This is a genomic window from Arthrobacter sp. TmtSoilC79 (assembly GCF_059739405.1).
The window spans coordinates 2,003,602-2,026,382 of record NZ_AP046051.1; the positions used below are offsets into that span (position 1 = coordinate 2,003,602).

Sequence of the window (22,781 nt, forward strand, 5' to 3'; positions counted from 1 at the left end):
CAGCAATGAAGTTCTAGCAGCTGCTCCACCGGCCCCGGATCTCCTGATCCGGGGCCGGTTTGCTTTAAGGCCGAACATGGGCACTCTTCGCAGACGTGCGCCGTCAGCGAACAGCGCGATTCCGGCGAACAAATCGCCCCCGAAAACGGTTAGTGTCCAAGTAGTGAAGTTCAGTGAGGTCACTGGCACCAGCGAGAGGTAAGTACTTATGTCACAGCAATCAGAGGCTCCCCGGATGGCAACTGTCGATCCCGCAGCCCAGGACAACTACATCTACAACCGCCTGCTGAAAGAGCGCATTATCTGGCTCGGCTCTGAAGTCCGTGACGAGAACGCCAATGCCATCTGCTCCCAGCTCCTCCTCCTCTCGGCCGAAGACCCGGAGAAGGACATCTACCTTTACATCAACTCCCCGGGTGGGTCCGTGACGGCCGGCATGGCCATCTACGACACCATGCAGTTCATCCCGAACGACGTCGTCACGGTCGCAACGGGCCTGGCAGCATCCATGGGCCAGTTCCTCCTGTCCTCCGGCACCAAGGGCAAGCGCTACGCCACCCCTAATGCCCGCATCCTGATGCACCAGCCCTCCGGCGGCATCGGCGGCACGGCCTCGGACATCAAGATCCAGGCAGAACTGATCCTGCACATGAAGAAGGTCATGGCGGAACTCACGGCTGAACAGACCGGTCAGTCCGTGGAGACCATCCTCAAGGACAACGACCGCGACAAGTGGTTCACGGCCGCCGAGGCCCTGGAGTACGGCTTCTTCGACAAGATCTCGGCACACGCCGGTTCTGTTGCCGGCGGCGGCGGAACGGCCAACCAGTCGGGCGCTGAGTCGAACTCCGAAAACTAACCGGCACAAAGAACCACTGAAACCCCAGGAGTAAAGAACATGAACTACAACTTCGGATGGTCTGCCGGTAATCTCCCGTCCAGCCGCTACGTCCTGCCCCAGTTCGAAGAGCGCACGCCTTATGGCTTCAAGCGCCAGGACCCGTACACCAAGCTGTTCGAGGACCGCATCATCTTCCTCGGCGTCCAGGTGGACGACGCTTCAGCTGATGACATCATGGCCCAGCTGCTGGTCCTCGAATCGACGGACCCGGACCGCGACATTACCCTGTACATCAATTCCCCAGGTGGTTCGTTCACGGCCATGACAGCCATCTACGACACCATGCAGTACATCCGTCCGGAGATCCAGACCGTATGCCTGGGCCAGGCTGCCAGTGCAGCTGCCGTCCTGCTCGCAGCCGGCACTCCGGGCAAGCGGCTGGCACTGCCGAACGCACGGGTCCTGATCCACCAGCCGGCTCTGTCCGGCGGCCAAGGTGGGCAGGCTTCGGACCTCGAGATCCAGGCTGCGGAAGTCATGCGCATGCGCACCTGGCTGGAGGACACGCTGGCACACCACTCCGGCCGCACGTCCGAGCAAGTCAACAACGACATCGAGCGGGACAAGATCCTCACGGCGGCTGACGCCCTGAGCTACGGCCTGATCGATCAGGTTCTTGACTCACGGAAGATCAAGCCCCAGGCAATCTCCCGGTAGCACACGGAATTCGACGCCGGTGCGGTTCGCGAAATATGGACCGCACCGGCGTTCTGTTTCCACCCAAGCTGCCCATTGTGACCTAGAGTGGATGTTGTCACGGTGGTGCCAGCCGCGGCTTGGCCGCACACTTGAGTACGGCGCGGAGCCGCATCACCCGCATGCAACGAAGGGATTCCCACATGGCTCGGATTGGCGAGAGCACGGATCTGCTGAAGTGTTCTTTCTGCGGAAAGAGCCAGAAGCAGGTACGGAAGCTGATTGCCGGGCCCGGTGTCTACATCTGCGATGAATGCATCGAGCTGTGCAACGAGATCATCGAAGAGGAACTCGCTGAAGTTTCCGATCTCGGCAGTTTCGAGCTGCCCAAGCCCCGTGAGATCTTCGATTTCCTGCAGGAATACGTCATCGGCCAAGAACCTGCCAAGCGGTCGTTGGCGGTTGCTGTCTACAACCACTACAAGCGCATCCAGGCAGGCCACGCGCCCAAGACCGGCAGCCTTGGTGAGGGTTCGCATCACGAGGATGTAGAGATCGCCAAATCCAACATCCTGCTCATCGGTCCCACTGGTTGTGGCAAGACCTATCTGGCCCAGACCTTGGCCCGACGACTGAACGTTCCCTTTGCTGTAGCCGATGCCACCGCCCTGACTGAAGCCGGATATGTCGGTGAGGACGTCGAGAACATCCTGCTCAAGCTCATCCAGGCTGCGGATTATGACGTCAAAAAGGCCGAGCAGGGCATTATCTACATTGATGAGATCGACAAGATCTCCCGCAAGAGCGAGAACCCGTCCATCACCCGGGACGTTTCCGGTGAAGGCGTACAGCAGGCGCTCCTGAAGATCCTTGAGGGGACGGTGGCATCGGTACCCCCTCAGGGCGGCCGCAAGCACCCCCACCAGGAATTCATCCAGATCGATACCACCAATGTGCTGTTCATCGTGGCCGGCGCCTTTGCAGGCCTTGAAGACATCATTGGTTCACGCTCCGGCAGGAAGGGCATTGGCTTCGGTGCTCCGCTGAACGAGGCACGGGACAACGTTGATAGTTACGGTGAGGTCATGCCGGAGGACCTGCTGAAGTTCGGCCTGATCCCGGAATTCATCGGCCGCCTCCCTGTGATTACCACCGTTTCCAATCTGGACCGGCCGGCGCTGATCCAGATCCTGTCCACCCCGAAGAACGCGCTGGTGAAGCAGTACCAGAAGATGTTCCAGCTGGATGGGGTGGAACTGCAGTTTGATGATGACGCCCTGGACTCCATCGCGGACCAGGCGTTGGAACGTGGCACGGGTGCCCGCGGACTGCGGGCCATCATGGAAGAAGTGCTCCTGCCGGTCATGTTCGATCTGCCCAGCAGGGACGACATCGCCACTGTGGTCATCACAGCTGACGTTGTGCTGAAGAAGGCGCAGCCCACCATGATTGCCCATGATGTGGTGGCCAAACGGCGGAATAAGTCGGCATAGCCTCCTGTTGCCCATAACAAGACCTGGTTCCATAGGGGCCGTCGCCATGCCACCCATACACCTTTTTAGAGGAGTTCCCTGTGTCCGAACAGACTGCCGAAGAGACCGTCAACAAGGCTGATTTCTGGTTTGACCCCGTTTGCCCGTTCGCGTGGATCACTTCGCGCTGGATCGGCGAGGTGGAGCAGGTTCGGGGCATCGAAACGCAGTGGCATGTCATGAGCCTGTCGGTACTCAACGAGGGCCGCGACCTCCCCGAGAGCTACCGGGCCATGATGGACGACAGCTGGGGACCGGTCCGCGTGATCATCGCCGCCCAGGAACTTCACGGCAGCAGCTACGTCAAGCCTTTGTACGACGCCATGGGTGAGCAGATCCACCACGAAGGAAACAAGGACCGCGCATCGGTCATCCAGAAGGCCCTCGCCGACGTAGGCCTCCCCGCAGACCTGGCGCGCATCGCCACCTCAGATGAATACGATGCCCGGCTGAGGGAAAGCCACGAAGCCGGAATCTCACTGGTGGGCCAGGACGTCGGTACCCCAGTAGTAGCGGTGAACGGCACAGCGTTCTTCGGCCCGGTCCTTACCCGGATCCCCCGGGGAGAAGAAGCAGGGAAGCTCTGGGATGCCACGGTTGCTTTGGCTGCATACCCCCACTTCTTTGAGTTGAAGCGCAGCCGCACTGAAAGCCCTGAATTCAACTAGCCCTGAATTGAACGAGGCAAGCCCAAGGGCCAAAACTACTTTAGGAACCGGGACGTCCGCCGGTCCGCCAGCACCTTTCCATTGGTCTGGCAGGTAGCACAGTATTGCAGGGAGGTGTCCGCGAAGGACACCTCCCTCACTGTATCCCCGCACACGGGGCAAGGAAGACCGGTGCGTGCATGGACCCGGAAGTTGTTGCGCTTGGTGTCTTTGAGCTCGCTGGATGGTTTGCCTGCTGCTGCGTTGACGGCTCCCACCAGAATTTCCTGCATGGACTCGTAAAGCCGTGCCACCGTTGCCTGGTCCAGTGACTTGGCGATGGCAAAGGGAGATATCTTCGCCGCATGGAGAATTTCGTCGCTGTAGGCGTTTCCGATGCCGGCGATGACACTTTGGCTTCGAAGCAATCCCTTGACCTGTTGTGAACTGGCCCCAAGGATTGCAGCCAGCGCTTCCTGGTCGAAGTCCGGGCTGAGTGGCTCTGGCCCCAGTGAAGCTATTCCCGGCACATCCTGGGGATCACGCACCACGTAGATGGCCAGGCTCTTCTTGGTTCCTGCTTCCGTCAGGTCCACCCCGATGTGTGCCTCATCCTCAGGGCGGTGCAGCAAAAGCCTTGCAGAGATGTTGCTCTTGCCCATCCGCAGTCCGGCAGAGGATGGATGTTCGGTGTAGCGGACCCATCCGGCTTTAGCCAGGTGGAAGATAAAGAACAGGCCATCGACGTCTACGCAGACGAACTTGCCAAGGCGCCGCACACCTTTGACGGTACGGCCCTCCAACAGGCTGTAAGGCGGGTCCGCGGTCTTTAGCGCAGAGAAGGAATTGATGCGGACCTCGTTGAGCACGGCGCCGCTGAGTTGGGTGTCCAGATACATGCACAGACCGTGCACTTCGGGGAGTTCCGGCATGGTCAATACTCTGCCACACGAAGCCTTGGACGTGCAGGAAAACTACAGGTTTGTAGTTCTGCGGAAGGTCTTGTGCATGGCTGCCAGCAGGACAACAATGGTTCTTACCCACTTCGAAAGAAGCGGGATACGGAAACCAAAGATTCAGTGATTGCAACCAACGCAGCCTTCGGCAAAGTTGGAAGCAGGCTACCAGTGATGAGGTAGGAAGACCTGAAATTCCAAGGATTCCGCCAGACTGTCAGGACATCACCGGACAGCCGAAAAGTCGAAGCCCCACCAACGGCAAAACGCTGATGGGGCTTCCCCTTTGCCCTGGAACGGGCGGTTGCTGATCTCGAGCTGCGTCCTAGCGAGGACGCCGCTCGCTAGGACGCCGCTCGCTAGGACGCAGTGGTCTCCTCAGCCGGCGCCAGCACGACGTCGGCCACGGTGAGGTCGCCTTCGCCTGACTGGAGGGTGATCTCCTGGGCGTTGGCGGCCGCTTTCAGGTCGCCCAGGCCGGCCTTCAACTGCGCTACCAGGACCTCTGACGCGGTGATGGATGCCGAAAGCACCTCGGTGCGCTGCTTGACCTTTGCCTCGGACTTTGCCTTTCGGATGCCGCTGAGCGCGATGCCCACGGTACCCAGCATGGTGGTGTCGCCGTCGGTGATTTCCAGGGCGGCGGGCCATTCTGCACGGTGGACTGATCCTGCTCGCCACCAGCCCCAGACCTCTTCGGTAGCGAAGGGCAGGAACGGGGCAAAGAGCCGCAGGAGCGAGTCCAGGGTTGTCGCCAGCGCGGCCAGGACGGAGGCTTGCTCGGTCTCACCGGCGGCACCGTAGGCGCGGTCCTTGATGAGCTCGACGTAGTCGTCCGTGAACTGCCAGAAGAATGACTCAGTGATCTGGAGCGCACGGGCGTAGTCGTAGTTTTCGAACGCCTTGGTGGACTGGGCAACGACGTCGGAGAGCTGTGCGAGCAACGCACGGTCCAGCGGGTTGGTCAGTACAGAGAGGTCATTGGACACCACGGAGTTTTCCGTGGCGCCGAGGTTCAGCACAAACTTCGAGGCGTTCAGCAGCTTGATGGCCAGGCGGCGGCCGATCTTCATCTGTGCGATTTCGTACGCAGTGTCGGCGCCGAGCTTGGCTGAGGCTGCCCAGTAGCGGACCGCGTCCGAACCGAATTCCTTCAGCACGTCGGTGGGCACCACAACGTTGCCCTTGGACTTGGACATCTTCTTCCGGTCAGGGTCAAGGATCCAGCCCGAAATGGCCGCGTGCTTCCATGGGGCGTTCTTCTGCAGGGCGTCAGCCCGGACGGCAGAGGAGAACAGCCAGGTGCGGATGATGTCGTGGCCCTGCGGACGGAGGTCGAAGGGGTAGACCTTGGCGAACAGGTCCTCGTCCCGGCTCCAGCCACCCACAATCTGGGGGGTGAGGGAGGACGTGGCCCAGGTGTCCAGGACGTCGGCGTCACCGGTGAAGCCGTTGGGCTGGTCACGCTGTGCTTCTTCGAAACCGGGAGCAGCGTCCGCGGCAGGGTCTACCGGCAGCATCTCATCCGAGGGAAGGATGGGGTGGTCGTAGTCCGGGTTGCCCTGGGCATCCAGGGGGTACCAGACGGGGATGGGCACGCCGAAGAAGCGCTGGCGGGATACGAGCCAGTCACCGTTCAGGCCGGCAATCCAGTTCTCGTAGCGGGAACGCATGAAGGCCGGGTGGAAGGTAATTTCCTGTCCACGGCCGATCAGTCGTTCGCGGCGTTCTTCGTCCCGGCCACCGTTGCGGATGTACCACTGTCGGGAGGTGACAACCTCAAGGGGCTTGTCACCCTTCTCGAAGAAGTTCACGGGGTGGGTGATCTTCTTCGGCTCACCGTCCAGGAGATCGGCTGCCTTGAGCAACTCAACAACGGCTTCCTTGGCGGAGAAAGCAGTCTTGCCGGCGATAGCGGCGTAGGCTTCCTTGCCGGCGTCGGTGGTGATCCATTCAGGCGTCTCGGCAATGATGCGGCCGTCGCGGCCCATGATGGCGCGGGTGGGAAGCTGCAACTCGCGCCACCAGGTGACGTCGGTCAGGTCGCCGAAGGTACACACCATGGCGATGCCGGAGCCCTTGTCTGCCTTGGCCAGCGGGTGGGCCTTGACTTCAAGCTCTACGTCGAACAGTGGCGACTTCACGGTCTTGCCGAACAGCGGCTGGTACCGTTCGTCGTCGGGGTTTGCCACCAGGGCAGCACAGGCAGCCAGCAGTTCCGGACGGGTGGTCTCGATGAAGATCTTGTCGCCGTCTTCGGTGAAGAAGGGGTAGCGGTAGTAGGCACCGGCGACTTCGCGGTCCTCAAGCTCTGCCTGGGCTACAGCCGTCCGGAAAGTGACGTCCCACAGCGTGGGCGCCTCGGCCATGTAGGCATCACCGGCAGAGAGGTTGGCCAGGAAGGCGCGCTGGGATACGGCGCGGGAAGTGTCATCGATGGTGCGGTAGGTCAGGTCCCAGTCCACGGACAGGCCAAGGGTCTGGAACAGGTTTTCGAAGACTTTCTCGTCCTCAACGGCGAGTTCTTCACACAGTTCGATGAAGTTCTGGCGCGAAACGACGTCGAAGTCGCGCTGGTTCTTTGCCGGCTGTGCGGGGGGCGTGTAGTCGGCCTTGTAGGGGATGGCGGGATCGCAACGCACACCGTAGTAGTTCTGGACGCGGCGCTCGGTAGGCAATCCGTTGTCATCCCAGCCCATGGGGTAGAAGACGTTCTTTCCGGTCATCCGCATGTAGCGGGCCTGGACGTCGGTCTGGGTGAAGGAGAACATGTGGCCCACGTGGAGCGAGCCGGATGCCGTGGGCGGGGGAGTGTCGATCGAGTAGACCTGCTCCCGGGTGGTGTCCGGATTGAACTTGTAGGTTCCTTCATTCAGCCAGCGCTGCGTCAAAGCAGCCTCGAGGCCTTCCAGGGCCGGCTTGTCGGGAACGTTGATGGGGGCGGTGGCGGGCGTGTCTGTACCCTGCGTTGATTCAGCCATGGGTCAATTGTTTCATGGCCCGGCGTTACAACCCGCCGCGGAAGGACGCGGCCCCCGGATAAGGTGGTGGCATGACTTTGGCAGCGCACAACACTCCTTCAGGGCAGAACGCAGAAAACAACACGACAGCCGTCGTCACTGGCGCCAGCACCGGCATCGGAGAGGCCACGGTGAGGGCGCTGGTTGCCGCCGGATGGACCGTCTTCGCAGTGGCCCGGCGTGCCGACAGGCTCAAGGCCCTTGCTGCCCAAACAGGTGCGGTGCCCTTCCCTGCCGACATCACCGAGGACGACGACGTCGCTGCCTTGCTCGCGGCCGTCACCGAAGCCGGGGGTGCCGGCACGCTGATCAACATCGCCGGCGGTGCACGGGGCGCCGATACCATCGCCAACGCGGACACCGATGACTGGGACTGGATGTATCAAGTAAATGTCCTGGGAACCATGAAGATCACCCGTGCCTTCCTGCCCATGCTGCGGGACAACGGCGAAGGGACGGTCCTGAACCTGACCTCAACGGCAGGGCTCTCTGCCTATGAGGGCGGGGCCGGGTACAACGCCGCCAAGTTCGCCCAGCACGCCATGACCAACGCCCTGCGGCTGGAAGAAGTGGGCAATAACATCCGTGTCATCGAGGTAGCGCCAGGGCTGGTCCACACCGAGGAGTTCGCCCTGAACCGGCTGGGCGACAAGGACGCAGCAGCCAAGGTCTACGCCGGGGTGGACAAGCCCCTGACCGCCGAGGACGTGGCGGGCGTGGTGGCGTACTCAGTGTCGTTGCCCCACCACATCAACCTCGACCAGATAGTGATCCGGCCCGTGGCGCAGGCCGCAAACCACAAGTTGATCCGCAAGGAAAGCTAGCCTGCCGGGATGTCCAGCGTGGCCATGATGGCGGCGTGATCGGTGCCAGGAACCTTATGGACTGCGTAACCGCTGCTGCTGATCCGGGGTGAGGTCACCAGGTGGTCGATGACAATGCCCGGCAGCGGTGGCCCTTCCATGGGCCAGGTGGGGGAGAACCGCGCACCTGAGGCTATGCCGGCGTCGACCAGCTTCCTGCCGTCCTGGCCCGCCGGGGCGGTATCGAGCACTGCCCTGAACTCATGGTGATCGAAGGTGGCGTTGTAATCGCCCACCAGCACGTGGTTCCCCGGCCGGGCCGCCTGCCTGGCCACCTTCTCCAAGTCACTGCGCCACTGGTCAATCCGTTCATCGACAGGTGGAAGGGCATGGACATTCGTGAGGTTCAGAGCCGCCGGGGACGCCGCGCCGGAACCGGATACCAGTACCCGGGTGACATCCATCCGGAAAGGTGTATCCGGCAGTTGACCTATGGCCTCAAGAGGGAACACCGAATACACGGCACCCCCGGAAGCGTCATCGTTGGGATGGCTGAGGCGGTTTGGCAGTACCTCATCCATGCCTGCGGCACTGAGTGCGTACTCAAGCCGCTGCGTATGCTCCTGAAGTGTCAGCAATTGGACGCCGTTATCGCGGACCAATTGCACTACGGTTTCCGCGTCCGCCTCACCGTACTCAGAGTTGAGGCTCATCACCTTCAACGAAGCTGTGCCTATGCCAGCAGGCAATGTTTCCGCTTTACCCGCGTCCAGTGGAAACAGCCACAGCAATTGCAGAGCCAGCAAAGCCGACGTCATGATGATCACCCACAGGCGACGTCCCACCACAGCAAGCACCAAGGCCAGGGCCGCCGGCAACACCACCCACGGTGTGAAAGACAGCAATTGCACCACCAACAAGGGCCACTCGATCGGGACCGCCCGGAATATCGACACTCCCGCCACGGGCAGCAACATCACCAGGGCCAGAACCGACCAGGCGATGGATGCGGTCCGCCGGCGCGGCCGGGTTGCCTGAACGGCGGGAGCGGAAGGCGTCATGGGGTCGAGTCTATGTACCAGCCCGGGAAATGGGCTCCATCCAAGGGATGAACTCCCGGGTAGAGCAAGGCGGTGCGCTGCGGCTAGACTTGAAGGACCAGCTTTGACCCGGCCATCACCGGTGAGCTTCCGGAAGAACAGTACTGACCACCTTCGCCGGTGGACAGGGCCCAGTAGAACCGGACGGGTAAGCCCGTCACAGCAGTAATGAGAGGCCGGAATCCAGTATTCCGGTAAGTGAGGTGGTACCGCGGTACCTGCGCAGCCGACAGGCAGCACAGAAGCCGTCCTCGCATCCTGACAGTCAACCAGCTATCACAGGATATGAGATGACCCACTACCCCAAGGCCTCAGCGTCTTCGTCCGGCACGCACGGCGTGTCCGCTTCCGTGAAGTTCCCGGAAATCGAAGAACGCATCCTCAAATACTGGGAAGAAGACGGCACCTTCCAAGCCAGCATCGACCAACGGGATGCCGGCAAAGACGGCAGCAACGAGTTCGTCTTCTACGATGGCCCTCCCTTCGCCAACGGACTCCCGCACTACGGCCACCTGCTGACCGGCTACGCCAAAGACCTCGTGGGCAGGTACCAGACCCAGCGCGGCAAGCGCGTGGAGCGCCGCTTCGGTTGGGACACCCACGGACTCCCGGCCGAACTCGAAGCCATGAAGCAGCTGGGCATGACGGACAAGACCCAGATCGAAGCCATGGGCATCGACAAATTCAACGACGCCTGCCGCGCCTCGGTGATGAAGTATGCCAACGAGTGGAAGGCCTACGTCACCCGCCAGGCCCGCTGGGTGGACTTCGACAACGACTACAAGACGCTCAACGTCGAGTACATGGAGTCGGTGCTCTGGGCCTTCAAGCAGCTGCACGAGAAGGGCCTCACCTACAACGGCTACCGTGTCCTCCCATACTGCTGGAAGGACGAGACGCCGCTGTCCAACCACGAGCTCCGCATGGACGACGACGTCTACAAGAACCGCCAGGACCAGACAGTCACAGTGACGTTCCCCATCAAGGCCGGGGACACCGAACTCTCCAAGTCCCTCGCCGGCGTCCAGGCGCTCGCCTGGACCACCACGCCCTGGACGCTGCCCACCAACCTGGCGCTCGCCGTCGGGCCTGGGATCTCCTACGCGGTCCTGCCCGCAGGACCCAACGGTGTGAAGGCGGCATCCGCCGAGGCTCCGGTGACGGGCAGCTTCCTCCTTGCCGCTGACCTGCTGGGGTCCTATGCCAAGGACCTGGGGTACGACGACGCTGCTGCCGCGACTGCCGCCGTCGTCTCGACCCATACGGGCACCGAGCTGGCAGGCCTTGAGTACGAGCCCCTGTGGAACGACTTTGCCGACACCGAGAAGTACGGCACCCAGAACGCCTGGCGTTTCCTGGTGGCAGAGTACGTCACCACCACTGACGGTACGGGCATCGTCCACCAGGCTCCGGCCTACGGCGAGGATGACCAGAAGGTCTGTGAAGACGCCGGTATCCCCGTGGTCCTGTCCGTGGACGAGGGCGCCAAGTTCCTGCCGCTGTTTGCTCACGGTGAGCTTGCCTCGATCGTCGGCCTCCAGGTCTTTGACGCCAACAAGCCCATCACCCAGGTTCTCCGTGCCGATGGCCGCCTCGTCCGCCAGGCCAGCTACGAGCACAGCTACCCGCACTGCTGGCGCTGCCGAAACCCGCTGATCTACCGTGCAGTGTCCTCCTGGTACGTGGAAGTGACCAAGTTCAAGGACCGCATGTCCGAACTGAACCAGGAAATCAACTGGATCCCGGGCAATGTCAAGGACGGCCAGTTCGGCAAGTGGCTGGACAACGCCCGCGACTGGTCCATCAGCCGCAACCGCTATTGGGGCTCGCCCATTCCGGTGTGGCAGTCCGATGATCCCGAGTACCCCCGGACCGACGTCTACGGTTCGCTGGCCGATCTTGAAGCGGACTTCGGCCGGCTCCCCATGAACAACGAAGGTCAGGTTGACCTGCACCGTCCGTTCATTGACGAACTGACCCGTCCCAACCCGGACGACCCCACAAGCAAGTCCACCATGCGCCGCGTCGAAGACGTTCTTGACGTATGGTTCGACTCCGGGTCCATGCCGTACGGCCAGGTTCACTACCCGTTCCAGAATGAGGAATGGTTCGACACCCACAACCCTGCCGATTTCATCGTGGAGTACATCGGCCAGACCCGTGGCTGGTTCTATATGCTGCACATCCTTTCCACGGCCCTGTTTGACCGTCCGGCGTTCCGCAACGTGATCAGCCACGGCATCGTGCTCGGCTCAGACGGCCAGAAGATGTCCAAGAGCCTGCGCAACTACCCGGACGTCTCCGAGGTCCTTGACCGCGACGGTTCCGACGCCATGCGATGGTTCCTCATGTCCAGCCCCATCCTCCGTGGTGGCAACCTTGTTGTCACCGAGCAGGGCATCCGCGACGGCGTTCGCCAGGTCATCCTGCCGCTGTGGAATGTGTACAGCTTCTTCACGCTGTACACCAATGCTTCGAACGTAGTGGATGGGAAGGCGGCCGGTTACGAGGCAAAACTCCGCTACGACGGCTACACCGACACCCTTGACCAGTACCTCCTGGCCAACACCGGGGACCTGGTCCGGAACATCACCGCCAGCCTGGACAGCTACGACATCTCCGGTGCCTGCGATGAACTGCGCAGCTACCTGGACATGCTCACCAACTGGTACGTCCGCCGCAGCCGGCAGCGCTTCTTTGATGAAAATGTTGACGCCTTTGATGCGCTCTACACCGCCTTGGAAGCAGTATGCCGCGTATCTGCATCCTTGCTGCCGTTGGTTTCCGAGGAGATCTGGCGCGGGCTGACCGGTGGCCGTTCCGTGCACCTGGCTGACTGGCCCGATGCTTCGCTGTTCCCGGCAAACGCCGAACTGGTTGAAGCCATGGACCGCGTCCAGCAGATCTGCTCCACCGGCTCCAGCCTGCGAAAGGCCGCGAACCTGCGCGTCCGCCTGCCGTTGCAGGAACTGACGGTAGTGGCACCTGGTGCAGACGCGCTGGAAGGCTTTGCCGCCGTCGTCGCTGATGAATTGAACCTGCGTTCGGTCCGCCTGCTGGACGCTGCAACCGCGTCGCCGGAAGAATTCGGCATCGAGCAGAAGCTCGTGGTGAACGCCCGGGCTGCCGGACCTCGCCTGGGAAAGAACGTGCAGCAGGCCATCAAGGGATCCAAGTCCGGTGACTGGTCCGTCAGCGAGGCAGGTGTGGTGGTGGCAGGTGGCCTTGAGCTCGAGCCACACGAATACACGCTGGAGACTGTGGTGGCTGAAGGGGCCGGAGACGGCAGCGCTGCCAAGAAGGCAGTAGCCGTACTGCCCGGCGGAGGTTTTGTGGTCCTGAACACGGAGGTTACTCCGGAACTTGCAGCTGAGGGGCTGGCGCGCGACATGGTCCGTGCCATCCAGCAGGCACGCAAGGACGCCGGCCTCAACGTGAGCGACCGCATCCGCACGTCCGTGGAGGCTGCACAGGATGTGGTGGATGCACTCGAAGCCAACGCGGAGCTGGTCAAGACCGAGACCCTGACCTTGGAACTTGAGGTTTTGTTGGCCAGTGTCGACGAGCCGCAGGTCACCGTCGTGAAGGCAGGGGCTTGATCCATGACTGACGAATTCTCGGTTGAAAGCGTCTACGCCGAACTTCTGGGCCGCGCGCCGGAAAACAAGATGGAGCCGCGCCTTGCTCCGTTGTTCCGTGCCATGGACGTGCTGGGGGAGCCGAACAAGGCCTACCCGATCATCCACATCACCGGTACCAACGGCAAGACGTCCACTGCCCGCATGATTGAGGCCGGGCTGCGTGCCCACGGCCTGAGCACCGGCCGCTATACCAGCCCGCACCTGTCCAAGGTCACCGAGCGAATCAGCATTGACGGCGAGCCGGTGCCGGACGCAACGTTCGTGCGTATCTGGGATGAGATCCGCCCGTACTTGGAAATCGTGGACAGTGAGCTCGTAGCCGATAACCAGCCGCGGCTGACCTACTTCGAATGCCTGACCATTCTTGGCTTCGCGGTGTTCGCCGATCAGCCCGTTGATGTAGCAGTCATCGAAGTTGGCTTGGGTGGCATCACCGATGCCACCAACGTCGGCGACGGCCAAGTCTCGGTCATCACACCGATTTCGCTGGACCACACGGATCTCCTGGGCGACACCACCGAGGACATTGCCTACGAAAAGTCGGGCATCATCAAGCCCGGAGGGTTCCTGGTCAGCGCCGCTCAACCGGTGGATGCAGCCCAGGTCCTGTTGGAGAAGGCCCGTGAAGTGGATGTGCCGTTCCGCTTCGAAGGTGTTGAGTTCGGTGTCGAGTCCCGCAGTGTCGCCGTGGGCGGACAGGTCCTGACCATTCAGGGACTCGCTGGACGCTATGAAGACCTCCTGCTGCCGTTGCATGGAGCCCACCAGGCCGAAAACGCAGCAGTCGCAGTAGCAGCCTTGGAAGCGTTCTTCGGCGGCGGAGAGAAGGAACTCGACGCCGACGTCCTCAAGGAAGCCTTTGGGACAGTAACCTCGCCGGGCCGCCTCGAAGTTGTCCGTACTGCACCCACTGTGGTGGTGGATGCTGCGCACAACCCGGACGGGATCCGTGTTTCCGCCGAAGCCATCCAGGAGGCCTTCAGCTTCAGCAAGCTGGTGGTGGTGGTTGGCGTTCTTCGGGAGAAAGACGCGGAGGAAATCCTGAAGACCCTCAAAGAATCCCTGGGCGGACTCGCCGGCGAATTCTGCTTCACCCAGTCAAACTCTGCGCGTGCCGTTCCGGCAGCGGAACTGGCCGAACTCGCCGTCGACCTCGGTTTTGGTGAGGACAACGTCCACATCGCCGAGAAGCTCGACGACGCCCTCGAATGGGCAGTGGAACGCGCGGAATCCAACGATGACCTGGCAGGCGGCGTCCTGGTGACCGGCTCCATCACGGTGGTGGCCGAGGCCAGGATCCTGCTCGGAAAGGCCGGTGCTTGAGCATGGCAAAAATGACCAAGGCGCAGCGTGAGTGGCGGCCCGGCATGCCCAAGAAGCGCCGCTCCACCAAAGTGATGTTCGCATCCACCGTGCTGCTTCTGGAAGCCTTCGTCGCGTTCTTCGGCACCCTCGCTGTCTTCGGATTGCGGCGCGGTGAGGTGGCTCCGGGCATCATCCTGGGCGTGGGCATTGCCCTGAGCGTGGTGCTGGTGCTTGCCTGCGCCGTGTTGTCCAAACCTTGGGGAATCGCAGTGGGCTGGGGCCTGCAGCTGGTGCTGATCCTCACGGGCTTTGCCGAACCCATGATGTTCATTGTGGGAATCCTGTTCGCCATTTGCTGGTGGTACGGGATCCGGGCAGGTATGAGGATCGACCGTGAGGTAGCCCAGCGGGACCGTGAGCAGGCGGAATGGAATGCCGCCCACGGTGACAAAGCAGACCCGCAAACCCCGTAAACTGGCTGGGAAACCACCGAACACAAGCCACTGAACAATTACATTGGAGCAACTGTGAGCATTGAACGGACCCTTGTCCTGGTCAAGCCCGACGGCGTCGCCCGCAACCTGGGCGGAACCATCCTCGCCCGGATCGAAGCCAAGGGGTACACCCTGGCTGAGCTGAAGAAGGTCAACGCCACCCGCGAGCTGCTGGAGCAGCACTACGAGGAGCACGTAGGCAAGCCGTTCTACGAGCCACTGGTTGAGTTCATGCTCAGCGGACCGGTCATCGCCGCAGTCTTCGAAGGGCACCGCGTGATTGAAGGCTTCCGCTCCCTGGCCGGGACCACAGATCCCACGACGGCAGCACCGGGCACCATCCGTGGCGACTTCGGACGCGACTGGGGCCTGGCAGTCCAGCAGAACCTTGTTCACGGCTCGGATTCCGTAGATTCGGCGGAGCGCGAGATCAAGATCTGGTTCAAGGACTGATATCGCCCCGCCCGTATGACAGATAAGGCCAATGTTCTTCGCGAACATTGGCCTTATCTGTCACTTCGGGAAAGATTCTCCCTAGGCGTTTGAACCCACGAAGATGTGGATGAAGGAGAAAAAGATGGTGGCGATGACGGCAACGTACAGGAGCGCCACGATGATCCAGCCCGAGTCGCCCAGCAGCTTTGCCAGGGCAGGCGGGGCCTTGATGACTCCATGGGTGATGTTACGAATGGTCACCCAGACAAACAACGGAATCATGGCCGCCCACACCACCATGCAGAACGGGCAGAGTACGTGGATGGCATAAAGGGCCTGTGACCACAGCCAAACAACGAAGGCAAAGCCGAGGGTAACTCCAGCCTGGAGGCCCAACCAGTAACCCCGTGAGAACTTCGCGCCCGCCAGAATGCCCATTGCCGTGGTGATGATGACGGCAAAGGCGACAATGCCGATGAACATGTTGGGGAATCCGAACACCGAACTTTGCGGTGTCTGCATGACGGCGCCGCAGGAAACCCACGGGTTCACGTCGCACACCGTGACGTGGTTGGGGTCCTTGAGGACCTCGAGTTTCTCCAGAACCAAGGCTCCCGAGGCCAGCCACCCGATCACTCCGGTAATGAGAAGCAGCAGGGCAAAAGGCTTATCCCGGGCAGTCCGGGGGATCGGGGACTGCTGCGGCCCTGCCGGCGTGGACAAATCATCCGCGGAGTTGGTGGACTGGTGTGCCAGGTTTCCCCTGGCTGTGCTCGGCATCGCGGATCTGGTCCTTTTCAACGTTTGGTCCGGCCTTGCCGGTATGGGCTCTTGGGAGGATTGTAACTCCGGAGGCTGGCAGTACCCCCAGCTTCCGGCTGCGGCGGCTCCGTTGAACCGCACGACACAGCGCCCTACCGTGGGAAGGTGAACGGGTGTGAGACAATGAGCATGGCCGGAACCCGATCCACATTCGGAATCCGGTCCGGTGACTTTGTTCCCAAGACCGCCAGTATGAGCTGGGCATGCCTGGATCCAGTGATCCTTGGAAGGCCCGCCATGACAATGGACGGCACCTGGTTGTGGCAGCAGAACAACGGGTTTCAGAACATTGGCGCCGGCCTTCCAGGGCTGCCGCACCCCAATGATGGTGCGAACCGGAAGGCATACTACCGACTTCTGTCAACGCCTGCGGGTTTTGACAATATTTGCCCCACTGGGCACCGGATGTGGCGGTGTCGCTGGGGCAGGAGTGTTGCCACATATGGATAATGACCAAGTTGTAGCCGTTAATGACGAGGCAGCTCCCGCGGAAACTGCGGAAGCGCCAAAGAAAGCCACCCGGACCCGGCGCAAGGCTGCGCCCAAAGTCGCAGCCGGGGTAGAAGCGCAGGCCGCCGAAGCACCTGTGGTTGAAGCCGGCGAAGCCGCCACAGCACCGGAAGCCGCCGAAGCTCCCGCTGCGCCCGTTCGGCGTACCCGCTCACGTAAGAAGGCCGAACCTGCCGAGCCACTGCCGGGCTTGGGCGAGGAAGTTGCTGCCGCGCCGGAAGCCGCTGCAGGGAACCCGCCCGAAGCCGTTGCCGAACCCGCCCCCGAAAAGCCGGTCCGCCGTCGTCGTACTGCCAAACCCAAGGCCGAGGCAGAAGCGCCGGTGGTTGGGGAAGCACCAACCGTTGTGGAGGCCGCGGCGGAAACCGCCGTTGAACCCACGACGCCGGACGCCGGCTCCCAGCCAGCCACGCCTGCCGCTGAAGCAGCCGGGACCGCAGCAACCCCTGGGACGGCTCCCCTTGAGGAAACCCCGGAGGAAGCTGCCGCTGCAGGTTCGTCCTCGCTCTTCCTGGAGCCTGTTTCCATCACGTCAATGATTTTCCAGGCCCCGGATCTCACCACTGTTCCCCGCGTTGCAGCGGTGGAGGAGAAGGAAGAAGAGCCGGAGGAAGAAGCCGGATCCGGCGCAGAGGATGAGCTGGAGGATGCCGGCAGTCGTCGTCGCCGCCGGAGCCGTGGGCGCCGTGGCCGGCGCGGAACCGAGCGCGAGGAAAACGAGACCGAAGAGGGTGCCGAGTCCGAGGACGAAGAAGCTCCGGTTGCTGAAACCTCGGACGAAGGTGTCACTTCCCGTCGTCGCCGCCGCCGCCGCCGTGGTGACCAGGACCTTGAACTGACCGGTGGAACGGATGACGACCCGCCCAACACAGTGACGCGCGTCCGTGCCCCGCGGCCCATCACGGAGACTGCGCCATCGAACCGTGTTGCCAGTGTCAAGGGCTCCACCAGGCTTGAAGCGAAGAAGCAGCGTCGTCGTGAGTCGCGTGAGACCGGACGCCGCCGCCAGGTGATCACCGAGGCCGAGTTCCTGGCCCGCCGCGAATCAGTGGACCGCCAGATGATTGTCCGCCAGCGCGACGACAGAATTCAGATCGGCGTCCTGGAAGACGGGGTTCTTGCTGAGCACTTCGTCTCGAAGACCCAGCAGGACTCCTTGATCGGCAACGTTTACCTGGGCAAGGTCCAGAACGTCCTGCCGTCCATGGAAGCTGCCTTCGTGGATATCGGACGCGGCCGCAATGCGGTCCTGTACGCCGGTGAAGTGAACTGGGATGCTGTGAACCTTGAGGGACAGCCCCGCCGGATCGAAAATGCCCTGAAGTCCGGCGACTCGGTCCTGGTCCAGGTCACCAAGGACCCCGTTGGCCACAAGGGTGCCCGGCTGACCAGCCAGATCTCCCTGCCCGGCCGGTATCTTGTGTATGTTCCCGGTGGATCCATGACCGGCATCTCGCGCAAACTGCCCGACGTCGAACGCAACCGCCTCAAGCGCATCCTGAAGGACCGCCTGCCGGAAAACGCCGGCGTCATTGTCCGCACGGCTGCCGAGGGCGCATCCGAAGAGGAACTGACGCACGACATCAACCGTCTGCGCGCACAGTGGGAAGGCATTGAGGGACAGGCCTCGTCCACCAAGGTCCTGGCTCCGGAATTGCTTTACGGCGAGCCGGACCTGACCATCAAGGTGGTACGTGATGTCTTCAATGAGGACTTCTCCAAACTGATCGTTTCCGGCGACGACGCCTGGGACACCATTGAGGCATACGTTACCTACGTTGCCCCTGACCTGGTGGGCCGCCTTGAGAAGTGGACCAAGGACCAGGACATCTTTGCTGCCTGGCGTATCGACGAGCAGATCCACAAGGCACTGGAACGCAAGGTGTTCCTCCCCTCGGGCGGTTCGCTGGTCATCGACCGCACCGAAGCCATGACAGTGGTAGACGTCAACACCGGTAAATTCACCGGCAGTGGCGGCAACCTCGAGGAAACGGTCACCAAGAACAACCTCGAAGCCGCTGAGGAAGTTGTCCGCCAGCTTCGCCTCCGTGACATTGGCGGCATCATCGTCATCGACTTCATCGACATGGTCCTTGAGTCCAACCGCGACCTCGTCCTCCGCCGCATGGTTGAGTGCCTGGGCCGCGACCGCACCAAGCACCAAGTAGCCGAGGTGACGTCCTTGGGCTTGGTCCAGATGACCCGCAAGCGCATGGGCACTGGCCTCCTGGAGGTCTTTGGTGAGCAGTGCGAGCATTGCGCCGGCCGCGGCGTCGTCACCCACGACGAACCCGTTGAGCACCGCCGCGCCAACGTTGTGGCCGCTGAGCAGCACCGTCCCCACACCGAGGCCCAGCAACCCGCAGCACGGACGGAGCGCAAGCGTCGCCGCGGCAAGGGTGGCGGACAACCCGTCGCCGAGGCCCCCGCGCCGGTCCACACCGCACCGCCCGCTCCGGCTGCAGCTCCTGTTTCGACCGAGCCGCAGGACCCGGCCAAGCAGGCCAAAGCTGAGGCCACCCGGGCGGCACTGGCCACCATCGCTGCCGCCGCGCACGCAGCCCACCTGCACGACGACGAAGTTCACCGCGCGGAGGAGCAGGCACGGGCAACCGGTCAGCAGCAGGCAAGCGCCGGGCAGGCAGCCCGGAGCGAGGCTGGAGAGCCGGCCTCACGTGAATCAGAGCGGGAAGCAGCTGTCCGTGAAGCACGGTCCACTCCGGTCCTGCGTTTCGGTGGCGAAGAAGTAGCGCTGCCGATCGGTGAACACCACGAGGAACCGCCGGCAGCCAAGCCGGCCATGAGCCTGGACCTCCTTGCAGAGGCCTTCTCACACCTTGGCGCGGCTCCTGCCGAAAAGCCGGAAGAAGTACTCCCTCCCAAGGCAGCTGCCGCACCCGCGGTCGCCGTAGCCAGGCCTGCGGATGCAGGCCATGATGCTGCGTCGACGTCGGGCACCCGCCGTGGGCGTCGCAACCGCAGCGCCAGCCGGGCGCAGGGCGCGGCCAACGAAACCAGCGTCGAGCACCACGAGGCTACTGCAGCTGCCGGTGGAACGTCGCACGAGGCCAAAGCACCTTCAGAGCCAGCCACGAAGGCCGCGTCCGCGGAGCCCATCATCCTCGGGGTGGGCGTACCGGCCTCCGAGCTCTAGTATTTCGACAACAAAGGGCCCTGCAGTAGACCGTCGCCGACGGGTACTGCGGGGCCCTTTGCCGTCCGCCCCAGCGTTCATATCCGGTCTTCAGCGTGGCGAAGTTCCCCGGCCGCTGTGCATCCCGGCTACGCTGGTGGACTGACACGGGGTGCCGGGCATTGGGCCAGGCTGAGATCCAGACCCGTTGAACCTGTCCGGTTAGCACCGGCGAAGGGATGTCCCCATGACGTTATCGTCGTACTCTCCTGTGTACCCTCTGGCCGCTTCCGGACGGGAAACCCCCCGGGTGCTGAGCATCGCGGGCTCGGACCCCTCCGGTGGTGCCGGTATCCAGGCTGATCTGAAGAGCATTGCAGCCCACGGCGGCTATGGCATGGCGGCATTGACCGCGTTGACGGCGCAGAACACCAAAGGAGTCAGCGCGGTCCATGTACCCCCGGTGGAATTCCTGCGGCTGCAGTTGGAGGCCATCAGCACGGACATCGCCATCGATGCCGTCAAAATCGGGATGCTCGGTGACGCAGCGGTCATCGATGAGGTCCGCCGCTGGCTCGAGGAGGTGCGCCCCGCCGTCGTGGTCCTTGACCCGGTGATGGTGGCTACCAGTGGTGACAGGCTCCTGCAGGGATCGGCCGAGTCGGCTTTGCGTGCCCTGCTTCCCTTGGCTGACCTCATCACGCCCAACCTGCCCGAACTTGCCATGCTGTTGGGGGAGGCTGAGGCGGCCGACTGGGCTTCGGCATTGGATCAGGGAAAACGACTCGCCGCTGAGTGCGGCAATACAGTCCTGGTGAAGGGCGGGCACCTGGCGGGGTCCGAATGCCCGGACGCGCTGGTGAACACCAGCGGACTCCTGAGCCAGGACGTCATTGAGGTAGCCGGCCCCCGGGTGGATACACAGAACAGCCATGGCACAGGATGCTCGTTGTCCTCGGCGCTGGCCACTGTCCAGGCCCGTACCGGCGACTGGGAAGTGTCCTTGCGCGAGGTCAAACCGTGGTTGCTTGGGGCCTTGCTCAAGGCTGACAGCCTCGAGGTGGGGCTCGGAAACGGTCCGGTCCACCATTTTCATCACCAGAGGGTCCTGAGGCGTGGGGATTTTGCCGCGACGCTCTGGAAGGAAGCCACTGTGGAGCTGGAGGCAATCTACAAGCTCGGGTTCATTGAGGGCCTGAAATCGGGCAAACTCCCGGAAGCTGCGTTCAACTACTACCTCGCCCAGGACGCCATCTACCTCAACGGGTACTCCAGGGTGCTGGCGCGTGCAGGCGCTCTGGCCCCCAGCGAAGAAGAGCAACTGTTCTGGGCGAAAGCCTCGCAGCAATGCCTTGAGGTGGAATCGGAACTGCACAGGAACTGGCTAAGCACCCGCGAGGCATCCTCGGGGACCGGGCCGGTCACCAAGTCCTACGTGGATCATCTGCTGGCGGCCTCGGCCAGCGGCAGCTACCCCCTGGTTCTCGCAGCCATCCTGCCCTGCTATTGGCTGTACGCGGAGGTTGGCCAGCAGCTCAATGCGGCTTTTGTAGAGGCAGGGTCCCCGGCAGGGCACCCCTATGCGGACTGGCTCCGGACCTATGCCGACGAGGACTTTGCCGCAGCCACCAGGAATGCGATCAACTTCACTGACGCGGCTGCAGCTGCAGCGTCGGAGGGGGAGCGGGCGGCCATGGTGGAGGCTTTTGCCTTGTCCTGCCGCTACGAGACGGCGTTCTTCGATGCCCCGGGAGTTTTTGCCTGAGGGCTGTGGGAGAGGGCTTTTGGACTGGATCCGCAACTCGCCCACAGCGCGTCGCGGACCCAATCGCGCTAATCGGCCTCAAACCCTGTAGGCTGTATGGGCACGGTGCCGGGAGAGTCCGTTTCATCTGGTGACGCAAGTCACGTGGTAGCCTCCGGACCCGGCCTCATTTGCAGCTGAAGGTCAAACTAGCGTAATCTTGATCTTCGGTGCTTACGCCAACACTTGGGTTATGCCCCTTGGAATTGTTCATGGGATGACTCGCGGACTTCGATCAGAAGTCCACGGCGTTGAGGCACAGCGCGAACCAAGCCTGATTCCGGTTCAAGGTTCCGCACGCAAATTTAGTTATAAACGTCGAGAGAAGTGAGTACCCAAGTGGTGTACGCGATTGTCCGCGCAGGCGGCCGCCAAGAAAAAGTTTCCGTTGGAGACTACGTAACGCTTAACCGCGTCCCCGGTGGAGCCGGCAGCACGCTTGAGCTGCCCGCCTTGCTCCTGGTTGACGGCGACAAGGTCACCTCCGCAGCTGCGGAACTGGCCAACGTCAAGGTTACGGCTGAGATCCTCGAAGACCTTCGTGGTCCGAAGATCGTCATCCAGAAGTTCAAGAACAAGACCGGCTACCGGAAGCGTCAGGGTCACCGTCAGGAACTGACCAAGATCAAGATCACCAGCATCGCGTAACTTTCGTTACCCGCTGTTCAGGTTTTTCAGTTTCCCCAGAAATTTAGAGGCAGGCATTTCACATGGCACACAAAAAAGGCGCGAGTTCCACTCGCAACGGTCGTGACTCCAACGCACAGTACCTGGGCGTCAAGCGCTTCGGTGGTCAGGTAGTTTCCGCAGGCGAAATCATCGTTCGCCAGCGTGGCACCCACTTCCACCCCGGTGCAGGCGTTGGCCGCGGTGGCGACGACACCCTGTTCGCCCTGCAGGCCGGTGCGGTTGAGTTTGGTACTCGCCGCGGCCGTCGCGTAGTGAACATCGTTGCTGCTGCAGCTGCAGAGTAACAACAAGTTCTGAACCGGTGGAGCGGGCCAAACGGCCCGCTCCACCGTTCTTTTAACCGCATTACAAT

General features: G+C 62.3%; 17 protein-coding genes and 1 riboswitch. Of the genes, 13 read left to right on the forward strand and 4 right to left on the reverse strand.

Annotated features, from left to right (window positions below; all coding sequences use genetic code 11):
* Positions 1 to 235 precede the first annotated feature (235 nt).
* From AC6JA3_RS09330 to AC6JA3_RS09345, 4 genes are all read left to right on the forward strand, one after another.
* Positions 236 to 859, forward strand: a complete 624-nt coding sequence (locus AC6JA3_RS09330) for an ATP-dependent Clp protease proteolytic subunit (protein ID WP_026542390.1) — start codon at positions 236 to 238, stop codon at positions 857 to 859.
* A 39-nt stretch (positions 860 to 898) separates the two neighbouring features.
* Positions 899 to 1,558 carry an ATP-dependent Clp protease proteolytic subunit gene (locus tag AC6JA3_RS09335; RefSeq protein WP_026542391.1) on the forward strand — a complete coding sequence of 220 codons (660 nt, stop codon included), beginning with the start codon at positions 899 to 901 and terminating at the stop codon, positions 1,556 to 1,558.
* A gap of 182 nt (positions 1,559 to 1,740) precedes the next feature.
* Entirely contained in the window at positions 1,741 to 3,030 is a 1,290-nt protein-coding gene (clpX, locus tag AC6JA3_RS09340; RefSeq protein ID WP_026542392.1) for an ATP-dependent Clp protease ATP-binding subunit ClpX, read from the forward strand.
* Between the two features lie 80 nt (positions 3,031 to 3,110).
* Positions 3,111 to 3,737, forward strand: coding sequence for a mycothiol-dependent nitroreductase Rv2466c family protein (locus tag AC6JA3_RS09345; RefSeq protein ID WP_026542393.1), 627 nt, complete (start codon positions 3,111 to 3,113; stop codon positions 3,735 to 3,737).
* A 35-nt stretch (positions 3,738 to 3,772) separates the two neighbouring features.
* Here AC6JA3_RS09345 and AC6JA3_RS09350 read toward each other — a convergent pair whose 3' ends face one another.
* Together AC6JA3_RS09350 and valS are read right to left on the reverse strand one after the other, a co-directional pair.
* On the reverse strand, positions 3,773 to 4,648 hold the full coding sequence (locus AC6JA3_RS09350; RefSeq protein WP_026542394.1) for an Fpg/Nei family DNA glycosylase: 876 nt from the start codon (positions 4,646 to 4,648) through the stop codon (positions 3,773 to 3,775).
* A 383-nt stretch (positions 4,649 to 5,031) separates the two neighbouring features.
* Positions 5,032 to 7,653: a valine--tRNA ligase gene (gene valS / locus AC6JA3_RS09355; protein ID WP_026542395.1), complete on the reverse strand. Its 2,622-nt coding sequence runs from the start codon at positions 7,651 to 7,653 to the stop codon at positions 5,032 to 5,034.
* A 71-nt stretch (positions 7,654 to 7,724) separates the two neighbouring features.
* Between valS and AC6JA3_RS09360 the strand changes: the two genes are divergently transcribed.
* Complete coding sequence (locus AC6JA3_RS09360; RefSeq protein WP_026542396.1) at positions 7,725 to 8,516, forward strand: SDR family oxidoreductase; 792 nt, start codon at positions 7,725 to 7,727, stop codon at positions 8,514 to 8,516.
* Here the strand turns inward: AC6JA3_RS09360 and AC6JA3_RS09365 are convergent.
* Positions 8,513 to 9,556 carry an endonuclease/exonuclease/phosphatase family protein gene (locus AC6JA3_RS09365; protein WP_497920093.1) on the reverse strand — a complete coding sequence of 348 codons (1,044 nt, stop codon included), beginning with the start codon at positions 9,554 to 9,556 and terminating at the stop codon, positions 8,513 to 8,515. The genes AC6JA3_RS09360 and AC6JA3_RS09365 overlap by 4 nt on opposite strands.
* Positions 9,557 to 9,885: 329 nt before the next feature.
* Here AC6JA3_RS09365 and ileS point away from each other — a divergent pair, with 329 nt between their 5' ends.
* The 4 genes from ileS to ndk are packed head-to-tail and all read left to right on the forward strand — an operon-like array spanning position 9,886 to position 15,488.
* Positions 9,886 to 13,194 carry an isoleucine--tRNA ligase gene (gene ileS / locus AC6JA3_RS09370; RefSeq protein ID WP_497920094.1) on the forward strand — a complete coding sequence of 1,103 codons (3,309 nt, stop codon included), beginning with the start codon at positions 9,886 to 9,888 and terminating at the stop codon, positions 13,192 to 13,194.
* Between the two features lie 3 nt (positions 13,195 to 13,197).
* Positions 13,198 to 14,559, forward strand: a complete 1,362-nt coding sequence (locus AC6JA3_RS09375; protein WP_026548203.1) for a bifunctional folylpolyglutamate synthase/dihydrofolate synthase — start codon at positions 13,198 to 13,200, stop codon at positions 14,557 to 14,559.
* 2 nt (positions 14,560 to 14,561) lie between these two features.
* Entirely contained in the window at positions 14,562 to 15,014 is a 453-nt protein-coding gene (locus tag AC6JA3_RS09380; protein ID WP_026542400.1) for a DUF4233 domain-containing protein, read from the forward strand.
* A gap of 54 nt (positions 15,015 to 15,068) precedes the next feature.
* Positions 15,069 to 15,488 carry a nucleoside-diphosphate kinase gene (gene ndk, locus AC6JA3_RS09385; RefSeq protein WP_026548202.1) on the forward strand — a complete coding sequence of 140 codons (420 nt, stop codon included), beginning with the start codon at positions 15,069 to 15,071 and terminating at the stop codon, positions 15,486 to 15,488.
* 81 nt (positions 15,489 to 15,569) lie between these two features.
* Here ndk and AC6JA3_RS09390 read toward each other — a convergent pair whose 3' ends face one another.
* On the reverse strand, positions 15,570 to 16,250 hold the full coding sequence (locus AC6JA3_RS09390) for a vitamin K epoxide reductase family protein (protein ID WP_026542402.1): 681 nt from the start codon (positions 16,248 to 16,250) through the stop codon (positions 15,570 to 15,572).
* A gap of 484 nt (positions 16,251 to 16,734) precedes the next feature.
* Between AC6JA3_RS09390 and AC6JA3_RS09395 the strand changes: the two genes are divergently transcribed.
* The 4 genes from AC6JA3_RS09395 to rpmA all read left to right on the forward strand — a co-directional run bounded on the left by AC6JA3_RS09395 (position 16,735) and on the right by rpmA (position 22,713).
* Positions 16,735 to 19,956, forward strand: a complete 3,222-nt coding sequence (locus tag AC6JA3_RS09395; RefSeq protein WP_497920095.1) for an Rne/Rng family ribonuclease — start codon at positions 16,735 to 16,737, stop codon at positions 19,954 to 19,956.
* 137 nt (positions 19,957 to 20,093) lie between these two features.
* Positions 20,094 to 20,192, forward strand: a riboswitch (TPP riboswitch).
* Positions 20,183 to 21,700: a bifunctional hydroxymethylpyrimidine kinase/phosphomethylpyrimidine kinase gene (gene thiD / locus AC6JA3_RS09400; RefSeq protein ID WP_026548200.1), complete on the forward strand. Its 1,518-nt coding sequence runs from the start codon at positions 20,183 to 20,185 to the stop codon at positions 21,698 to 21,700. It overlaps the preceding riboswitch by 10 nt.
* 378 nt (positions 21,701 to 22,078) lie before the next feature.
* Positions 22,079 to 22,387 carry a 50S ribosomal protein L21 gene (rplU, locus tag AC6JA3_RS09405; RefSeq protein ID WP_018777818.1) on the forward strand — a complete coding sequence of 103 codons (309 nt, stop codon included), beginning with the start codon at positions 22,079 to 22,081 and terminating at the stop codon, positions 22,385 to 22,387.
* A gap of 62 nt (positions 22,388 to 22,449) precedes the next feature.
* The gene (rpmA, locus tag AC6JA3_RS09410) at positions 22,450 to 22,713 is read left to right on the forward strand and encodes a 50S ribosomal protein L27 (protein ID WP_003803426.1); all 264 of its coding nucleotides are present in this window, start codon (positions 22,450 to 22,452) and stop codon (positions 22,711 to 22,713) included.
* Positions 22,714 to 22,781 lie beyond the last annotated feature (68 nt).